The sequence below is a fragment of the Achromobacter semiaridum genome, assembly GCF_053543755.1.
In genome coordinates, this window is record NZ_JBLVOL010000059.1 from 126,884 (window position 1) to 145,000 (window position 18,117).

Annotated in this window: 13 protein-coding genes; 6 read left to right on the plus strand and 7 right to left on the minus strand. The window is 63.4% G+C overall.

The features are described 5' to 3' along the window. Positions 1 to 74 precede the first annotated feature (74 nt). On the minus strand, positions 75 to 533 hold the full coding sequence (locus tag ACNPP0_RS17250) for a CBS domain-containing protein (RefSeq protein WP_006218678.1): 459 nt from the start codon (positions 531 to 533) through the stop codon (positions 75 to 77). Positions 534 to 569: 36 nt separating this feature from the next. After that, complete coding sequence (locus ACNPP0_RS17255; RefSeq protein WP_332613341.1) at positions 570 to 1,883, minus strand: YihY family inner membrane protein; 1,314 nt, start codon at positions 1,881 to 1,883, stop codon at positions 570 to 572. 17 nt (positions 1,884 to 1,900) lie between these two features. Here ACNPP0_RS17255 and ACNPP0_RS17260 point away from each other — a divergent pair, with 17 nt between their 5' ends. The 3 genes from ACNPP0_RS17260 to ACNPP0_RS17270 all read left to right on the plus strand — a co-directional run bounded on the left by ACNPP0_RS17260 (position 1,901) and on the right by ACNPP0_RS17270 (position 4,701). Continuing rightward, positions 1,901 to 2,272 carry a DUF2069 domain-containing protein gene (locus ACNPP0_RS17260; protein ID WP_332613340.1) on the plus strand — a complete coding sequence of 124 codons (372 nt, stop codon included), beginning with the start codon at positions 1,901 to 1,903 and terminating at the stop codon, positions 2,270 to 2,272. Next, the gene (locus ACNPP0_RS17265) at positions 2,269 to 3,756 is read left to right on the plus strand and encodes a protein adenylyltransferase SelO (RefSeq protein ID WP_448706543.1); all 1,488 of its coding nucleotides are present in this window, start codon (positions 2,269 to 2,271) and stop codon (positions 3,754 to 3,756) included. The genes ACNPP0_RS17260 and ACNPP0_RS17265 overlap by 4 nt, the downstream gene beginning before the upstream one ends. A 225-nt stretch (positions 3,757 to 3,981) precedes the next feature. After that, positions 3,982 to 4,701: a response regulator transcription factor gene (locus ACNPP0_RS17270; RefSeq protein ID WP_006218682.1), complete on the plus strand. Its 720-nt coding sequence runs from the start codon at positions 3,982 to 3,984 to the stop codon at positions 4,699 to 4,701. On the opposite strand, the gene ACNPP0_RS17275 is transcribed toward ACNPP0_RS17270, so the two are convergent. Together ACNPP0_RS17275 and ACNPP0_RS17280 are read right to left on the minus strand one after the other, a co-directional pair. Continuing rightward, entirely contained in the window at positions 4,683 to 5,978 is a 1,296-nt protein-coding gene (locus ACNPP0_RS17275; RefSeq protein WP_448706544.1) for a sensor histidine kinase, read from the minus strand. The genes ACNPP0_RS17270 and ACNPP0_RS17275 overlap by 19 nt on opposite strands. A 272-nt stretch (positions 5,979 to 6,250) precedes the next feature. After that, a complete protein-coding gene (locus ACNPP0_RS17280; protein ID WP_332613337.1) occupies positions 6,251 to 8,218 on the minus strand; it encodes an EAL domain-containing protein in 1,968 nt (655 codons plus the stop codon). A gap of 523 nt (positions 8,219 to 8,741) precedes the next feature. Between ACNPP0_RS17280 and ACNPP0_RS17285 the strand changes: the two genes are divergently transcribed. Genes ACNPP0_RS17285 through ACNPP0_RS17295 form a run of 3 tightly spaced genes read left to right on the plus strand, consistent with a single transcriptional unit; the run spans position 8,742 to position 12,092 of the window. Further along, positions 8,742 to 10,124, plus strand: coding sequence for a putative bifunctional diguanylate cyclase/phosphodiesterase (locus ACNPP0_RS17285; RefSeq protein ID WP_332613432.1), 1,383 nt, complete (start codon positions 8,742 to 8,744; stop codon positions 10,122 to 10,124). A gap of 36 nt (positions 10,125 to 10,160) precedes the next feature. After that, a complete protein-coding gene (gene aroC / locus ACNPP0_RS17290) occupies positions 10,161 to 11,228 on the plus strand; it encodes a chorismate synthase (RefSeq protein WP_448706545.1) in 1,068 nt (355 codons plus the stop codon). Between the two features lie 36 nt (positions 11,229 to 11,264). After that, on the plus strand, positions 11,265 to 12,092 hold the full coding sequence (locus tag ACNPP0_RS17295) for a M48 family metallopeptidase (RefSeq protein WP_332613335.1): 828 nt from the start codon (positions 11,265 to 11,267) through the stop codon (positions 12,090 to 12,092). Positions 12,093 to 12,193: 101 nt separating this feature from the next. Here the strand turns inward: ACNPP0_RS17295 and ACNPP0_RS17300 are convergent, their stop codons facing one another. From ACNPP0_RS17300 to ACNPP0_RS17310, 3 genes are all read right to left on the minus strand, one after another. Further along, complete coding sequence (locus ACNPP0_RS17300; RefSeq protein ID WP_332613334.1) at positions 12,194 to 14,146, minus strand: bifunctional diguanylate cyclase/phosphodiesterase; 1,953 nt, start codon at positions 14,144 to 14,146, stop codon at positions 12,194 to 12,196. Between the two features lie 17 nt (positions 14,147 to 14,163). Then, positions 14,164 to 14,847 (minus strand): transglutaminase-like cysteine peptidase, encoded by a 684-nt coding sequence (locus ACNPP0_RS17305; RefSeq protein ID WP_332613333.1) that lies wholly within the window; start codon positions 14,845 to 14,847, stop codon positions 14,164 to 14,166. 106 nt (positions 14,848 to 14,953) lie between these two features. Beyond that, positions 14,954 to 18,117, minus strand: a 3,164-nt coding sequence (locus ACNPP0_RS17310) for a VCBS domain-containing protein (RefSeq protein ID WP_448706546.1), incomplete at its 5' end; no start/stop codon positions are given.

Genomic DNA, 18,117 nt, shown 5'->3' on the forward strand with positions numbered 1-18,117 from the left:
GGCGCCGGCAGGGGTATAGCGTTGACCTGGGGCAGACGGCTAGCGCGGCCTGAACCCCGGTCTGATCAGAACGTTCAGGACTTTGCCGGTTCGGCGGTTTCAGCCGGCCAGTCGCGGATATAGGCCTTCAGCATGTTGTTTTCGAACTGCTGCGCCGCGACGATCGCCTGCGCCATGTCGTAGAACGAAATCACGCCCATCAGCGTCGGGCCGTCCATGACCGGGATGTACCGCGCATGCTTTTCCAGCATCAGGCGCTGCACTTCATCGGCGCTGGTATTGGGCGAAACGCTGACCGGTGCATCGTCCATGATCGATCGAATCGTGGTTTCGCCGGCCCCGCCGTGCGCGTGCATGTGGCGGATGATCTCTCGGAACGTGAGCATGCCGGTCAGCGTGCCGAATTCCATGATGACAAGCGAGCCTATATCCTGCTCGCTCATGGTTTGCACAGCCTGGGACACAGGCATGTCTGGCGACGCCGTATAGAGCGTATCGCCCTTGACGCGCAAAATCTCGCTGACCTTCAACATCGGTTCCTCCCGGGCGGACTACGCCCTGATGCTTTGCTATTTCTTGTTCGCTTCCAATTGCAATAAGGGAGCGATTCCATTTTCGGTATTCTGCGCTTCTCCGCACAGTTCTTCCAGCGTGGGCGTATTTTGCTGCGAAATAACGGCCGAAGCGACTCGCAGAATTTCCGGGTCGTTCCGGACCCGGGGCTGGCTGCGGTCCAGCAGGAAATTATCGACCACGGGCGCCATCGACGTCTCGCGCGCGTCGCAGGTCAACACCCAGTGATCGTCTGGGCTGCGGGTGGCCAGGCCCATCGCGCTTAGCGTTTCCAACACCTCGTTCAGTTCATCCTGATGCAACCGCAACTGGGACGCCAGCGCATTGGCGGGCAGGCCAGGCGGGTTGGCGGACTGCACACGGCGCAACGCGCGCAGCGCATCCAGGGCGTCGACGAATTGCGCGCCGGGGTAGCGGTTGATTTCCCAGCGGCCCAATCGGATCAGGGGTGCGCTTGAGGCCAGGGTGGCGCCCAGCAATACGGCCAGCCACGACAGGTAGATCCACAACAGGAAGATGGGAAGCGTCGCGAATGCGCCGTAAATGACCGTGTAGGTGGGAAACCGGGTCAGGTAATAGGCGAAACCCGACTTCATGATTTCCAGCGCAACCGCTGTCACGCCGCCGCCGACCAACGCGTCGCGCCACAGCACGTCGCGGTTCGGCACGACGACAAACAGCGCCGCAAAGCCCAGCCCTGTCAGGACAAGCGGGACAAAAGAAACGATGACGCTGACGACTTCCGGCACGTCCCGAACCAGCCCCAGCGATTCGCGCGCCACGAACGAGGTCGCCCACAGGCTGGCGCCCGCCAGCACGGGACCCAGCGTGATGATGGCCCAATACACCAGCGCCCGCTGCGGCAAGGGCCGCTGGCGGGACACATGCCAGATGTCGTTAAAAGCCTGGTCGATCGTCATGATCAGCAGCAGGGAAGTCACCAGCAGGAATGCGCCGCCGATCGCCGTCAGGCGAGACGCCTGGCGTGCGAACTGGTTCAGGTATTCCATGATGTTGTCCGAGACGGACGGGGGCATCAAGCTGTTGGTCAGGAAGTCTTCAAGGGCGACACGAAACTCCTGGAACACCGGGAAGGCGGTGAACAGGGAAAGCACCACTGCCAGCATGGGCACGATGGCCAGCACCGTCGTGAAGGTGAGGCTGGAGGCAACCTGCAGCAGCTTTTCTTCGCCGGCGCGTTGCAACGTGAACCGGAAGACGCGTCCGGCCCTTGCTACCCATGAAGAGCGCGCGGTCGAGGGTTCGGGGGCCACCGGCGTAGCGGCGCCGGGCTCGGCGGGGCGATTCATCAGGCGATAATAGCAGCATGAATCCCGAACTCAACCCCCGTCTACGCCTGCTGGCTTCGGCGTCATTGTTCGCTTTGATCGTCTTGTGCATCACCTGGGAAACGGTGGTGGCGCCGCTGCGTCCGGGCGGTTCGTGGATGCTGCTGAAGGCCTTGCCACTGGCCTTTCCACTGCGCGGCATTTTGCGCGGCAACCTCTACACCTATCAGTGGGCGTCCATGTTGTCGCTGCTGTATCTGATGGAAGGCGTGGTGCGGGCGATGTCGGATCCGGCGCCGCTTTCCGTCCTGATGGCGTGGGGTGAAATCGTTCTTTCGGCTGTATTTTTCCTTAGCGCCATTTTCTATGTGCGGCCCGCCAAGCGCGCCGCCAGGAGCCAACGCGCATGAATGCCAGATCTCTTACCGAACTTCAGGCGGTCAACAGCTTTGCCGCGTTGCCCGCTGCTTTCTACACCCGCCTGGCGCCGCAAGGCCTGAACAACCCCCGGCTGTTGCACGCCAATGCGGACGCCGCGGCGTTGATCGGCCTGGACCCTGCCGCGTTGGATACGCCGGAATTCCTCGAAGTGTTCTCCGGCCGCGCTCCGTTGCCGGGCGGCGAAACCTTGGCGGCGGTCTACAGCGGCCACCAGTTTGGCGTGTGGGCAGGCCAGTTGGGCGATGGCCGCGCACACCTGCTGGGCGAAGTCCAAGGGCCGGACGGCGGCTGGGAATTGCAGCTGAAAGGCGCCGGGATGACCCCTTATTCCCGCATGGGCGACGGCCGTGCCGTGCTGCGATCCTCGGTGCGCGAATACCTGGCCAGCGAGGCGATGCACGGCTTGGGCATCCCCACGACGCGGGCACTGGCGTTGGTGACATCGGACGATCCGGTCATGCGGGAAACCGTCGAGACGGCCGCGATCGTTACCCGGATGTCTCCCAGCTTCGTGCGATTCGGTTCCTTTGAACATTGGTCGTCACGCCGCCAGCCCGAGCTGCTCAAGACGCTGGCCGACTACGTGATCGACCGTTTTTACCCTGAATGCCGCGAAGCTTCGGCCGATCCGGCACAGGCCGAAATTGCCCCGTACCTGAATCTGCTGCGTGCCGTCACACACCGCACGGCCCGGCTGATGGCGGATTGGCAGGCCGTGGGTTTTTGCCATGGCGTGATGAACACCGACAACATGTCCATCCTGGGCTTGACCCTGGACTACGGCCCCTATGGGTTCATGGACGGTTTCCGTCTGGGGCACGTCTGCAACCATTCCGACTCGGAAGGGCGTTATTCGTGGAATCGTCAGCCCTCGGTGGCACTGTGGAACCTGTACCGTCTGGGCGGAAGCCTGCACGCGCTGGTGCAAGACGTAGAGCCCTTGCGCGCGGTGCTGGACGAATTCGAGGCGGTTTTCACCCGCGCTTTCCATGACCGCATGGGCGCCAAACTGGGATTGGCGGCTTGGCAAGCCGCCGACGAGCCCCTGCTGGACGACCTGCTCAAACTGATGGACGCCAATCAAGCCGACTTCACTTTGTCGTGGCGCCGACTGGCGGACGCGGTGCTGGGCCAGCGCAGCGGCTTCCAGGACCTGTTTATCGACCGCCCGGCCGCCGCCGCGTGGCTGGACCGCCTGCTGGCGCGTCACGCACAAGAGGGCCGCCCGGCGCAGGAAGTTGCCGACGGCATGAACCGCGTCAACCCGCTATATGTGCTGCGAAATCACCTGGCTGAAGAGGCGATCAGGGCGGCGAAGAAGGGCGACGCCAGCGAAATCGACACATTGATGAAGCTGCTGCGCGATCCGTACACGGTGCAGGCCGGGTACGAGCGCTACGCGGCACTGCCCCCGGATTGGGCGGGAAGTTTGGAAGTCAGCTGCTCGTCCTGACGCGAATTATTTCCGAATCGCACAAATGCCGGCGGCGGCGGGCGGCGTTTTCCTGCGATTTACGCGAAAAAGCGATGATAGAGAGCGAAATATCACGCTTTTTTTCGCTGCAATCATTCGTTTCCATTGTAAATCTCGTAAGATTGTCGCCTGCGGGACACTCAGGATCGCATACCGCATCCATGGGGCATTTGTCGACAATTTTCAATATAAAGCACTCTGAATATGCCTGGCGCAGATGGTTTGCTATGTATCGGTCTGCTTGAGGATGACGCTGACTTCCGCGAGGAGTTGGCGTTAGGCTTGGGCGGCTATGGTTTTCGGGTAGCGTTTGCTTGTGACAATGCTGCGGCGTTCTATCGTCGATTGCAGGAACAGCCGTGCGACATTGTCATCCTGGATGCGCATCTTCCTGGCGAAGACGGCTTTTCGGTTGCGACCCGTTTACGAGCCTTGAGTCCCGTGGGCATTGTCATGCTGACCGGCCGCAGCGCGCTTGAAGACCGCGTGCGCGGGCTCGAAGGTGGCGCCGATGTCTACATGACCAAGCCGGTCGACCTGCTTGAACTCAGTTCCGTGATTCGCAGCCTGGCGCGACGCATGCGGCTGGCCAAGGCCCCACGGCCCGCCGATGCCGAAACCCGTGCCTCGGCCGACAGCACCTGGTCCTTGCAAGACGGGGGCTGGATCCTGGTGGCCCCGGACGGCGCGTCGCTGCACCTAAGTGCCCAAGAGCGGACGTTTTTGATGGCCCTGATGGATGCGGCAGGCAATGCCGTCAGCCGTCAGGTGCTGGCGGAACTGTTTTTGCCCGAAAGCCCCGGCGGTTTTGAATTGCGCCGTATTGACGTACTGGTCAGCCGGCTGCGCGCCAAGGCGCAAAGCGCAGGCCTGAAGTTGCCGGTGTTGTCGGTGCGCGGGCAGGGTTACGTTTTCGCCGCCTGATCCGCGCCCGGTTCTCCGGGTGCATTGACGGGCAGGGTGATCACAAAGCGCGTCCCCACGCCCACCTTGCTGTGCAGGGTCAGCGAGCCGCCCTGGTTCTGGCAAATGCGTCGCGCCAGATACAGCCCGATGCCCATGCCTTGCGTTTCCCGATGTGCGGAACGCCGGAAGTGCGGTTCAAACACGCGGGGCTGGTCCTGTTCTTCGATGCCCGGGCCGCGGTCCACCACCGCCAGCCACGCCATCGGCGCATCCCCTTCACGTATCTGACCCACTTCAATCCTGACCGGCTCATTGGCCGGTGAATACTTGATCGCGTTGTGGATCAGGTTGCGCACGACCACGCTGGTCAGCGGGCGGTCGCAGAACACCGGCAAGCGGCCGTCGGCATGCAGCAGCAGCGCGTGCGCGGTGTCCGGCCGCATCGCCGTCACCACATCGCGTGCCAACTCCGCCAGATCCGTGTGCTCGCCCCGGGGCGTCCAGGCCTGGTCGCCCAGGCGGTCCTGGTTCAGCAACTGGTCCATCAATTCCGTCATCCGCGAAACGGACCGATGGATGCGAGCCAGGCGCGTGTCGACCGCTTCACCGCTGTCGGAAAGGATCATGTCCAGCGATTGCGCGGCTGCGCTGATGGTGGCCAGCGGCGCGCGCAATTCGTGCGAAATCAACGCGTTCATCTGGCGTTGCGTGTCCAGCGCGCCGGCCAGTTCCGCCACTCGCAGTTCCCCCTGGGCAACATGTTCGGCATCCGCGTGGTCTTGCTGTGTCCGGCGGTCGCCGGCGCTTCCATGACGTTGGCCCATCAGCGCCAAGCCGAGCAGGGCGCCGGTCACCAGCAACAACCGCGCCACTTCGATCAGAGAACCGGACGCGTCGGCGCCGCTCGATAGCCAGGCTTCGCGGCCCAGCATCCACGCCGTTGTGGCATGAATGCAAGCCAAGGTCAGCGCCAGTGCGGGGCCGGTTTTTTTCGTTGCGGCCTGGACGGCGAACCAGATGGTCAGGCCTGCGCTAATGGCGGCGCCCAGTCCCGCGATCAAGGTTGGAATCAGCCCGTCTTCGGTTTCGTAGACGAATATCAGCGCCAATGCCGCCACGGCGGCCAGCGCCATGCTCAAAGCCCGGCATGCGGTCGCGATGCTTCTGGGCCTGCCCACGCCGGTACCCGAAAGCAACGGCGCCGTCACGGCCAGCAACGCCGCGTAAGAGCCGGCTTGCAGGGCGCCCGGGGGCAGCAATGTGGGCAAGGTGCGAAACACGCCTTCCAGTGCCACAAAGGCCAGGCCAGCGCCGTAAATCGACGCGCGGGCGCATGCCCATACAAGCGCGCACGCCAAGCCGCACGCAATGGCCACGCCCGCCGTCAGGCCAAGCTGTAATCCTTCAACCGGGGCAGATACACCGTATGCCCGCGCGACGGCGGGCAAGAAAAAACCACACGCCAGCAATAGCCCTGGTTGCGATAACCGGGCTTGCGATCTTGGCGTGGCGCGCCGTCCACCTCGTGCGCCGAAAAGGCCGCGGATGCGAAGAAACAATCCTTCCTTCAACTAGTAACCCATTGGTGATCCGGCGCCAGCTCGTGCGCATGGGCGAAGTTTACGACAGCCCCACGTATCGCGCGGACGCCCAGGTCTTCCAGGATGACCTGGGTGGCGGAATCGGGAACGTCTTCGGCGTATACGGCCATGTCCAGCGTTGCCGCCGTGGCCATGACGGTGGCGGCCAGGTGCTGGCTACCCGGGCTATGGCGTAATCCGGTAATGAAGCTGCCGCACAATTTCAAATAGGACACGGGAAATTCGTGCAGCCGTTCCATCGCGCCGAATTGCTGCGACAGCCTGGACAGGCCGACGCGGGCGCCCGCCGCGGTAACGATGCGGCACAGCTGGCGCAGGTCGCCGGCTTGTTCGATCAGGCCATCGGCGTCCACCTCGATGATCAGCCGTCCGGTCAACGCGGGGCGATCCGCCAACATGCGTTCAAGCCGGGACAGGAAAGAGGTTTGGGTCAATGACGCCAGGGACACCGGCACCGTCAGCGCGGCGGATCGGGTGAACAGCCAGTCCAACCCCAGGCGGATCGCCTGGATGTCGCACTCGGCCGACAGGCCAAGCCGCACCGCCGGCGGCATGAAGATCGAGGCGGGGACCGGGTCTCCGTCCGTGGTGTCATGCAGCGTCAGGCTGGCCTCGTGATGCAGCAATTCGCCTGTCACGGCGTGCAGCGGCATCACCGACAACGAAAACCGGTGTTGCTCCAGGGCAGTGACCAGGGCGTCGTGCCAGCTGAACTCGCCGATGCGCGTACTGTCGGCCGTCTGGCTGGCGGGCGTGATTTGGTCGTCGTCGGCGCTTTCCGCGCACATCAGCGCGTGGTCAAGACGGGCCAGCGTATCGCTCATGTTGTCGCCGGGGGCGAAAGCGGCCATCGCCAGCGCCCACCGGCACCATCCGAATTTGTCCATGGGAACGCGCAGCGCGCGCAGTTCATGACGTACGCGCTCAGCCAGCACGCTGGCCTGCGGCGCCGAGGTGCACGGCAGCAACAACGCAAAATCCGACCCGCTGATCCTGGCCAACTGCGCCGACGGCCCGCCAAATTCCGCCACCAGTTTGCGCAGGCGATCGGACGAGGACCGCAGCCATTGGTCCGTGAACGCCCGCGACAAATGGCGGTTGATCTGCGCCAGGTCTCGCTGGCGAAACATCAGGAGGTGGCCGCCCGCATCGGTGGACCGGTCCGCCAGCGCTGCGCGGAACAGGTCGATGAAGTGCTTGCGGTTGGACAAACGGGTGATGGGATCCCGGTAAATCTCGCTTTGCAGCGATTCGATCTTTGCGTTCTGTTCCTCGACGGTCGCGGCCACGCGGCGCTGGGCGTCGACAAACGCCTGATCTACCCCGGCCAGCTCGCAAGACCCGACGGGCGGGGCGCTGCTGCCCGGCGCCAACGCGCGCACGCGTTCGCAAATGTCGCGCGAGGTGCGTGTTTCGATCCAGCGCACCAGATTGAACGCAAACAGCGACCAGAACACGCCGGCAGCCAGCACCAGTCCCAGCACGCGTACCCCGCCTTGCCAGAGGGTGTCGCGCGCCAACCGCGCGTCGGCCTGCACCGTTACGGTGCCGCGCGTGCCGCCGTCCATCGACGCGTAGGGGCGCGACACGGCGGGCGCCTGGACGTTCAGCCACGCCGTGCGCCAGGCGCTGTCGCGCCCGGCCGCTGCGGCCTTGTGCCGTTCCAGCACCGTGACGCCGCCTTCATCGGCGATGCGCACCATGGAATACAGGCCCTGTCCGAATAGGTCGTCCGCCAGCGCCGCGCGTTCCTCGGGGCGGGACGAGGCGTGTGCCAATGCCCACGACAACGCGCTTGCGCCGCCTTCGCTCTGTTGGGCAAGTTGCGTATTTAGATAGCGATGGGCAGCGACCATCCCCAGCGCCTGGGCGCCAAGCAGGATGAAGCCGACCAGCAGAGCAGTGCAGAAAAGTAATCGGCGTAATGTCGACATGTCGGTCAATTCCCTTCGCGGGGCAGCAAGCAACCAAGACTACAGGGCCGCCCGGGTAAAGGGGGCGCCGGGCAAGGAGCGTGCCCGCCGCGAAAAAAGCTGGATAAGAAACGTGACACACGTTACTAATACCTCAGCGACGCCGCTTACACTGTAATTCGGCATGTCACAGAACGTACAGAATATTACGAAATTAGGCGCAACGTCAGACAAGCTGTGCAATTATTTCGATCGTGATAATCGTCTTGTTGAGAACTATTGAGACACCACGTATTAATTTTTGGGCTTTGCCTGTCGTAGTAAGGGTAGGGCATGGGTCTATGGACCGCCCGGTTAACGGTATCCAAGGACCCACATGACCCTCCGCGAGCATCCGAAGAACCTTCGAAACACAAGGAAAAGAGGCGCGTTGCCTTCGAAGTGTGGCGTTTTTTTGCGAAAATAATGCATAACTTAAAAAATGTTACAACCCTTGGGTTTCCTGCTGGACCGCAACGTCAAGGGTTTCCAGATAGGGGGCTCCGTGCGTGAGAGTTACCTGCTCGCACTGTGTCTGACGCTTGCAGGCGCTTTGGCGGCGATCAGTCTGTTCTTCGTGCGCAGGGAACGCGCCCTCCGTCGGCGGCTGACGCGCGACGAGTTGACCGGCGTGTTGAGTCAGCAGGAATTGCATCGACGTGCCCGCGCCTGGTTGACGCAAAAAGAGGGGCCCGCGCGCCGAGGCGCTTTTTTTCTTGTCAGTTTTGAACAATACGCCGAGATAAGCGCCATGCTGCGTGCCGGCGAAGACCAGGCGCTGCTGGTGCTGGTTGCCGATCGCTTAAGCCTGATCAGCCGGACGCTGGGCGGCATGGTGGCCCGAAGCGGTACCGATTCATTCACCATATGCGTGCCCGAGGTGGACGAAGTGGGCGCCGCACAGGTGTCTGCCAAGCTGCTGGAAGACCTTAGCGAACCCTACGCGCTGGGTGGGCGGACCTTGATAGCGGTCTTCAGGGTAGGCGCGGCGCTGTATCCCGAGCATGGCCGCACGGTCGAAGAACTGCAACGCTGCGTGCAGGTTGCCATGGTGTCGCTCAAAGAGCGCGGTGGACCGGGCTGGAACCTGTTTGACTTCCGCCTGCTGGCGCGGCATCGCGATGAGCAGGGCCTGGAAAACGATCTGCGCCTGGCCTTGACCACGCCGGCCATGGAACAGTTCGAGCTTTTCTACCAGCCGGTTTGCGATAGCGGCTCCGGCGTCGTGCAGGGTTGCGAGGCCTTGTTGCGCTGGCATCACCCCACGTTGGGCAGCGTGTCGCCCGCCGTCACCATCGAGCTGGCCGAGCGCAGCGGCCTGATTGTTCCGCTGGGCGCCTGGATCCTGGAACGCGCCTGCTCGCAGGCCGCCCTGTGGCCGCCGGCATGGCGCGTGCATGTGAATCTGTCCGTCAAGCAGATGAATGAAGACGGACTGGTGCAGTTGATTGCCGACGTGCTGAAGGCCACGCAGTTGTCGCCCAGCAAACTGGTATTGGAAATCACCGAGTCAATTTTCATCCTGCACTACGAGCGGCACGTGAAGATGCTGAACACGCTGCGCGCACAGGGCATCGGCATTGCGCTGGATGATTTTGGCTGTGGCTATTCCAGCCTGAACCATCTGCGCCATCTGCCCATCGACTGGGTCAAGATCGATCGCAGCTTCATTTCCGCGCTGGAGTCCGACGCCGGCAGCCGCGAGGTGGTCTCCGCCCTTTTCGGCTTGTGTCAGGCGATGCGTCTGCCAGTTGTGGCCGAAGGCGTGGAGACCGAAGGCCAGCGCGAAATCTTGAAGTCGCTGGGCTGCCGGGTGATGCAGGGCTTCCTCTTGGGGCGGCCCGCTCCCGCCTCGGAAATCCAGGCTTTGGCCTCGGCGGTGTCATAATCGGGGTTGCTTGCAAACCCGACCTGTTGACTCCCTATGCCCGGCAATACCCTAGGTACCCTTTTTACCGTCACGAATTTCGGCGAATCCCACGGGCCGGCCATCGGTTGCGTCGTGGATGGCTGTCCCCCGGGGCTGAGCCTGGACGCCGCCGATATCCAGCTTGAACTGGATCGCCGCCGCCCTGGCACGTCGCGTCACGTCACGCAGCGCCAGGAAGCCGACCAGGTTGAAATCCTGTCGGGCGTATACGAAGGCGTCACCACCGGGACCCCCATCGGTCTGCTGATCCGCAACACGGACGCACGCAGCAAAGACTACTCAAACATTGCCGACACATTTCGGCCGGGCCATGCCGATTACGCCTACTGGCGCAAATTCGGCGTGCGCGATCCGCGCGGCGGCGGCCGTTCGTCGGCCCGCCTGACGGCGCCCACAGTGGCGGCCGGCGCCATCGCCAAGAAATGGCTGGCCGAACAATATGGCGTGAAGGTGCGCGGCTACATGAGCCAGCTGGGGCCCATCGCGATTCCGTTCGAGTCCTGGGACGAGGTGCCCAACAACCCCTTCTACGCGCCCAACGCGCAGGTCGTGCCGGAACTTGAAGCCTATATGGACCAATTGCGCCGCGATGGGGATTCCGTCGGCGCGCGCATTGAAGTCGTCGCGGAGAACCTGCCAGCCGGCTGGGGCGAACCCATCTACGACCGCCTGGATGCCGACATCGCGCACGTGATGATGGGCCTGAACGCCGTGAAGGGCGTTTCCATCGGCGCGGGCTTTGACTGCATCGCCCAGCGCGGTTCCGAGCACGGCGACGAGATCACGCCCGATGGCTTCCTGACCAACCACGCGGGCGGCGTGCTGGGCGGTATTTCAACGGGCCAGCCGATCACGGTGTCGCTGGCCATCAAGCCCACGTCCAGCATTCGCGTGGAACGCCGCTCGGTCAATCGTGCGAATGAGCCTGTCATGGTGCAGACGCTGGGCCGCCACGATCCGTGCGTCGGCATTCGCGCCACGCCCATCGCCGAAGCCATGCTGGCGCTGGTGCTCATCGACCACGCGCTGCGCCATCGCGGCCAGTGCGGCGACCCGCTTTGATCCCCACAATCTTGCCATCGACTCCAGGAGGCCGACTTGAAACGTAAACCTCATCTGTTGCGCGGCGCCGGCGCTGTGCTTGCCTTGGCACTGCTGGGCGCTTGCACGGGCATGAACACCACGCAGTCCGGCGCCATCGGCGTGAACCGTACGCAGTACATGTCCAGTCTGGTGCCGTCCCAGGCGCTGGAGCAGGAAGCCAGCCAGCAATATGCCGACATCCTCAAGCAGGCGCAGGCCAAGGGCCTGTTGGACCGCGACGCCCAGCAACTGTCGCGCGTGCGCGCCATTTCGCAGCGGCTGATCGCGCAGGCGGGTGTATTCCGGCCTGACGCGGTGGGTTGGAAATGGGAAGAGCATGTGATATCCAGCGATGAAATCAACGCGTGGTGCATGCCCGGCGGCAAGATCGCCGTCTATACCGGCCTGCTGACCAAGATCAAGCCCTCCGACGACGAGCTTGCGGCGGTGTTGGGCCACGAGATCGCCCACGCGCTGCGCGAACATGCGCGCGAGCGGGTCTCGCAGCAGATGGCCACGAACCTGGGCTTGTCGGTGCTGTCCATCGCCACGGGTTCCAGCGCCGCGTCCGATCTGGGCGGCCAGCTGACCGATGTGATGTTCTCACTGCCCAACAGCCGTACCCACGAAACCGAGGCCGACCGCATGGGTGTCGAACTTGCGGCCCGAGCTGGTTTCGACCCGCGCGCCGCCGTCACGTTGTGGCAGAAGATGGGCGCGGCCAGCAGCGGCAACGCGCCGCCGGAAATCCTGTCGACGCACCCGTCGGCAGAGTCTCGCATCACCGACCTGCAAGCCGCCGCGCAGCAAGTGCTGCCGCTGTATCAGCAAGCAAAGAAATAGCCGCATCGTCCTGCAATCGCGGGAAAAAAAATACGCCGCCCGGAGATCCAGGCGGCGTATTTTATTGCAGGCACCGGCTATGCCTTTGCCTATGCCTATGCCTATGCCTGTGCCGCGCCGGCTGCGGGCTTGACGCCCGGGCCGCGCATCACGGCGATGCCCAGGCCAGCCAGGATGCGCTGCGTTTCGGCGTCGGGCACGTCCTCGGCGTAGACGTCGATGTTCAGCGAACGAGCCGTCTCCAGCACCGACGCCGTCAACTGCTGGCTGCCCGGGCTTTGCGACATGCCGCCCACAAAACCGCCGCCCAGCTTCACATAGGACAAGGGCAGGGTATGCAACTGCGCCACGGCGCCAAACTGCTGCGCCAGACGGCGCACGCCGATATGCGCGCCAAACTCCGAGGTCACGCGCGCCAGCGTGGCGATCTGCTCGTGGCATTCCACCAAGCCGTGCGCGTCGATTTCAAGATACAGGCGATGTGCCAGCGGACGGCGTTCGGTCAGCAACAGCGCCAATTGACGGAAGAACTTCTGGCCCCGTAGCGACGGCAGCGCCACGCGCACCGCCAGTTCGCCCGGGTTGTCCGCCAGCCAGTCCAGGCCAAGGCGCACCGATTCCAGATCGCAGTCGGCCACCAGGTCAAGACGTACCGCCGGCGGGATGAACAGCGTGGCGGGAATGGCGACCTGGTCGGGCGCCGTGCGCAGCATCAGCATTGCCTCGGTGCGCAGCGCGGTGCCCTCGGCGGCTAGCAGATGCTCGGTCGCAAGCTCGAAATGCTGCTCTTCCAGCGCGGTCAGGATCGCGTCCTTCCACGCCCGTTCGCCCGATTCCGACGGAGACTGCATGTCCGTCGCACCCGCAATCACCACTTGATCGCTATTGGCGCTTTCAGCGCGCATCAAGCCAAAGTCCAGCCGCGCCAGCACGGGGCCGGCCTGGCTGCCTTGGCCATAGTCCGTCATGGCCAGCGCCCAGCGGCACAAATGCCCTTCGCCCACCGGAATGCGCGTGGAGTGCAGATCCGTGCGCAGCCGTTCGGCAACCATCATCGCCTGGGGCGCGGCGCAACCGGGCAGCAGCAATGCAAAGTCTGAACCATTCAAGCGCGCCAGCAACGGGGCCGACACGTTCAGCGCCTTCAAGGCACCCTGGATGCGTTCGCAAGCGGCGCGCAGCCACTGGTCGATGAATTCGCGCGGCATATGGCGGTTCAGGTCGGCCAGGTCGCGCTGGCGGAACACCAGCACATGGCCGCCCGTCACGCCCGGTGCTTCCAGCGCACGGCGGAATTCGTTCACGAAATACTTGCGGTTCGGCAGGCGCGTGACCGGGTCCTGGTTCAGTTCCAGTTCCAGCGATTCGATCTTGGCGTTCTGTTCCTCAACGCTGGCGTAGACCCGCTCGCGCGTCTGGTTCAAGGCCTGCACCACGCCCGACAACTCGGGCACGCGCGCCTCTACCTGTTCGGGCGGCGTGTCGCGCCCGATGCTGCGCACGTGGTCGCTGATTTCGCGCAGCAGGCGGTTCTTGATCCAGCCCACCAGCACGAACGCAAACACCGCCCACAGCACGCCCGCGCCGACCACCAGCGCGATCATCTTCAAGCTGCTGCGCCACAGCGCTTCCCAGGCGTACGAGTCGTTGGCGATCAGCGTCACTTCGCCCACCTGACGCCAGCCGTCGCTGACCGCGTGGCTGGCCGGTTGCGTGTCCAGCGGCGCCAGCTTCTGAAACCATGCCGGCACCGACTTCGGCGTGGCGGTGGACCGCCGTTCGATCAGCACCTTGCCATCCGGATCCGCCAGCCTCACCAACGAGAAATGCCCGCCGTCATACAGCGCCGACACCAGCAGTTCCTGCAACACCGGATCGTTGTTCGCGGGCTGCGACAAGGACAGCGCCAGCGACACGGCCGCGTCGGTGCTCTGTACCTGCAACTGGCCGGACAGGTATTCCCGCGCCGAATTCACGCTAAGCGCCAGCGTACCCAGCAAAATCACGCCGATTGCCAGGGTAACGCTTAGCAGTAACTGTCGAAGTATGGACATAGTCTTATTTCCGGACATCAGGGGCGGATGCCTTCCCGTTCCATGCGTTGAAGTAGATCACGCCAGCGGCTCAGGCGGTCAACCGGTGCGGCGGGCTTGCCGTCCACGTAGACGCCGTCGGCGTTGAAGCTGAAAACCGGCGTCAGGTCGCGTCGCTGCGTGGCCGGCAGGATCGTTGAAATCAAGCTGTCCAGCACCAGCGGGACCGCGTTGGGGGTGTCGTAATAGCCCAGCACCATGTGGGCGACCTGGCTGCTGCTGGCCGGTCCGCCCACGCGCGCGCGGACGTAAATGAAACGCAGCTTGTTGGCGGGCACGCCCATAGCCAGCAACGTGAAGTACTTGCCGATGACATAGTCTTCGCAATCGCCGGCGCCCCTGCCCAGGGATTCCAGCGGCGTGGCCCAGTAGTCTGCCTGCTTCCAAAGGGTGATGTCTTCGCCGGACAGCAGGGACTGATTCCAGAAATCGTTCGCGGTCGTCAGCTTGTCACGCTCTTCTGGCGGGGGCGGGTTGCGAAGCAGCTGTAGCCAGTTGCCCACCGATTTCGCGCCCTTGGCGCCGTAGCGGCTGGCGGCCAGGCTTTGCAGCCGGTCCGAGCTGACCTCCAGGGCGAAACTTCCGCCCCAGACGCAAGCCAGGCACAGCAACATCAACCGGCATAGACCCCGCAGGCCGCGGAAACGGTGAGTCGAAGACATGAAACGGATTTTCACATTTTTCCAGCGCGTATAAGGCACGCCTGAAAAAAATATAGGGGGGAAGGCGGTTGCCCGCCGTCCCCCCCGGCGCATACGCGACTACGGCTTAGCTGTGGTCGACGTTCAACTTACCTTTTTGCAGCAGGTCATTGATGATGGCCTGGTTGCTCATGGTGCCGTTGCCCGTCAGGTCCACGTTCTCAAGCACGATCTTCTGGTCGGCGCCTTGGGCGATCTGGCCCTTGGTGTTGATGTCGATGACCGTGTTGTTGCCTTCCTTGTGGATGTTCAGGAACTGCGTCAGCGTGCCGTCCTTCTCACCGATCAGCAGGTCCTTCAGGTCCAGCACGTCGCCGCCATTGGCCAGGGTGTCCGCCGAGAAGTCCTTGATGGTGTCGACGGCCGGGGTGCCAACCGAGCCCTGGTCGTTCAACTCCCACTTGAACGTGTCGCTGCCCAGGCCGCCGTACAACGTGTCGTTGCCCGTGCCACCGATCAGGGTGTCATTGCCCGCGCCGCCGTCCAGCGTGTCGTTGCCCGCACCGCCATGCAGCAGGTCGTTGCCGGCGCCACCGTACAGGATGTCGTTGCCGTCATCGCCGTACAGGGAGTCGTCGCCGCCCTGGCCGTAGATGATGTCATCGCCCGTGCCGCCGTGCACCGTATCGTTGCCGCCGCGCGGATCATCCGCAATGTTGAACTGCGCGTGGTTGGCCTTTAGGTAGTCATAGACCTCGGCGCTGGTTGCCGCATGACCATTCTGGTAAGCCAGGAAGTCTTGCAGCGCCTTCAAGCCCTGACCATCGTGCGAACCGGCGGCGACATTCCCCCAGGCAAGGTGATCGGTATTGATCGTGTCGCCAAAGATGATGTCGTTGCCGGCACCGCCGTTGATGACGTCATTACCCACCACGGCCGGGTCGGTGCTGGAGCTGCCGCCTTGCAGGGCAGCCGCCAGGTCCGCACCCTTCAGCACGATGTCGACTTGACCCGCAGGCGCGACGACGACCTGGCTGGCGGCGTAGGCTGCCAACGAGATATTGTCGATGTTCACCGTTGCATTCGAGTTGTTGTTCGTGCCATCCACCACTTCATAAACAAAGCGGTAATCGCCGGACGTCAACATCTTGGATGTGATGGTCGTCGTGCTGCTGAAGCCAGAGTTCGACGTCCCGCCATCGACACCGACCCACGTCTTGGAGACGGCATCGTAGCGCTGCAACGTCCAGGTGAATTGGTCGCCCGTGCTGAAATTGGACGTTTGAACCGTGAAGCTCAGCTTTCCGAATTCGCCGATGGAGATCTTCGTGTCGTTTGTCGCGGTGGTGCTGCTACCGCCGGCAAAGTCCACAAGCCTGAGTACGCCGTTGGTCTTGGACACCGACCCGGACTGCGAACCCGTACCGGTCGTGGTCCAGTTGCTGATGTTATTCAAGCCCGAGTTGCTGCCGCTGCCGAAGGTGGCCAAGGAATAGTCGGTGCTGTCGCCGAAAGTCGTGTAGGAAGTGCCGCCGCCGCCCGTGTTATCGAACAGACGCAGATAGTCTGCATTCACGCCGTTGCCGATGCCGATGCCGTGCACGGTACTTACCTTGGACAACGGATCGAAGGCGTTGACCGATTCTTGCAAAGTCGTGGCGCTGGTCGAGCTACCCGTGCCGTTAAGGTTGCCATAACGGTCGTAGTAGTACGTGGGATCGCCGTCGGTCAGGAAGAACGTGACGTTTTCGTAGCCTGCCGCCGCGGTTTTGCCGGCCGTAGCCTGGCTGTTGAACCACGACACAGCCGTATTGAACGCAGCCTCGTAGTTGGTTCCGCCATTGGCCGACAGGTTGCCGATGGCGTCCGTCAGTTGCTTCAGGTTGGACTGCGACAGGTTTTGCAGCGTCAGGTTCTGGCCGGCGTGGGCGGCAAAGCCGATCAGCGTCACGTTGACCGTTCCGTCGTGTCCCGCCAACTGGTTAGCCAACGACTTCAGCGCGTCAATGACGAGCTTCATCCGCGAATTGGCATAGCTGACGTTTTCGCTGCCGTTCAGGCCATAAGCCATGCTGCCCGACGTATCCACGACCAGGGCAATGTTGTAGTTCTTGCCCGGCTCCACGGTCACGACCGTACCGCCCTTGTCGCCCAGGATGATGTCGTCGCCCGAACCGCCGTTCAGCACCGGCGTCGTACCCGTGCCGCTGCCGACGTTTTCGCCCGTCACCATGTTGTTGGTGTTCAACACAAAGTTGTACGTGCCCGACGTGTTCTGGCCACCGTGGTCCGTGCCGCCGTTGTCACGCACCTGGAAGCCAATCGAGGTATCCAGGCCGTTGGCCGACGGCGTGAAGACCAGCTTGCCGGCGGCAATGTCCGCTGCCGAGACAGCGGTGTTCAGGCCCACGGGGTTGCCGTTCAACGTCAGCGTGCCGTCGGTCGGCAAGCGCGAGATGATCACGCTTTGCAACGCGTTGCCTTCGGCACCGTCGCTGAAGTTGAATTCGGAGAGCGTGAAGACGTGGCTGTCGCCGATCTCTACATTGGCGGAGTTGTCCGCGGCAACCGGCGCATCGTTCGTGCCGACGATCGACACCGAGATCGGCTGCACCGTCGTGCCGTCGCCCGCCGTCACATTAAACGACTCGGAGAGCAGGGCCCCGGCCGGCAGATTCTGCACCACGGCCAAGCTGTTGTTCAGCGTGTAGGTCCAGTTGCCGTTGGCGTCAATCGAGAACGTGCCGTACTTGCCGACCACGTTGGTCTGCGCCAGGACGCCGCTTTGGCCGACGTCCGCGTCCACCACGTTCACCTTGCCGGTGGTCGTCAGGGTGTAGTCCTCGGTCACCGTGCCAGAGGTCTGGCCGGTGATGACCGGGGCGTCGTTCGTGCCCGTGATGGTAACCGTGACAGGCAGCTGCGCCGTACCGCCGTGGCCGTCGTTGACGGTCACGGTGATGGTGTCGGTCACCTGCTGGCCTTCCTTCAGGCCCTGGACGCTGGCGCTGGTGTTATTAAGCGTGTAGGTCCACTTGCCACCCGAATCCACCACAAACGTGCCATACGTGCCGGCGCCGTTGTTGCTGACGGACCAGGTGTGCGTGTCGGTGAGGTCGATGTCCGTCTTGGTCAGTTGGCCATTGGCGGTCAGCGTGCCGTCTTCCTTCACGGCGCCCGTGGCGTTGCCCGCGATGGTCGGGGCGTCATTCGTGCCCGTCACCGTCACGGTGATCACTTGCGTGGCGGTGCCGCCATGGCCGTCGTTGACGGTCACGGTGATGGTGTCGG

Excerpts from the sequence above, each read along its gene's own strand:
- ACNPP0_RS17250 (WP_006218678.1), bottom strand. The coding sequence starts at position 533 with ATGTTGAAGGTCAGCGAGATTTTGCGCGTCAAGGGCGATACGCTCTAT.
- ACNPP0_RS17255 (WP_332613341.1), bottom strand. The coding sequence starts at position 1,883 with ATGAATCGCCCCGCCGAGCCCGGCGCCGCTACGCCGGTGGCCCCCGAA.
- ACNPP0_RS17260 (WP_332613340.1), top strand. The coding sequence starts at position 1,901 with ATGAATCCCGAACTCAACCCCCGTCTACGCCTGCTGGCTTCGGCGTCA.
- ACNPP0_RS17265 (WP_448706543.1), top strand. The coding sequence starts at position 2,269 with ATGAATGCCAGATCTCTTACCGAACTTCAGGCGGTCAACAGCTTTGCC.
- ACNPP0_RS17270 (WP_006218682.1), top strand. The coding sequence starts at position 3,982 with ATGCCTGGCGCAGATGGTTTGCTATGTATCGGTCTGCTTGAGGATGAC.
- ACNPP0_RS17280 (WP_332613337.1), bottom strand. The coding sequence starts at position 8,218 with ATGTCGACATTACGCCGATTACTTTTCTGCACTGCTCTGCTGGTCGGC.
- aroC (WP_448706545.1), top strand. The coding sequence starts at position 10,161 with ATGCCCGGCAATACCCTAGGTACCCTTTTTACCGTCACGAATTTCGGC.
- ACNPP0_RS17300 (WP_332613334.1), bottom strand. The coding sequence starts at position 14,146 with ATGTCCATACTTCGACAGTTACTGCTAAGCGTTACCCTGGCAATCGGC.
- ACNPP0_RS17305 (WP_332613333.1), bottom strand. The coding sequence starts at position 14,847 with ATGTCTTCGACTCACCGTTTCCGCGGCCTGCGGGGTCTATGCCGGTTG.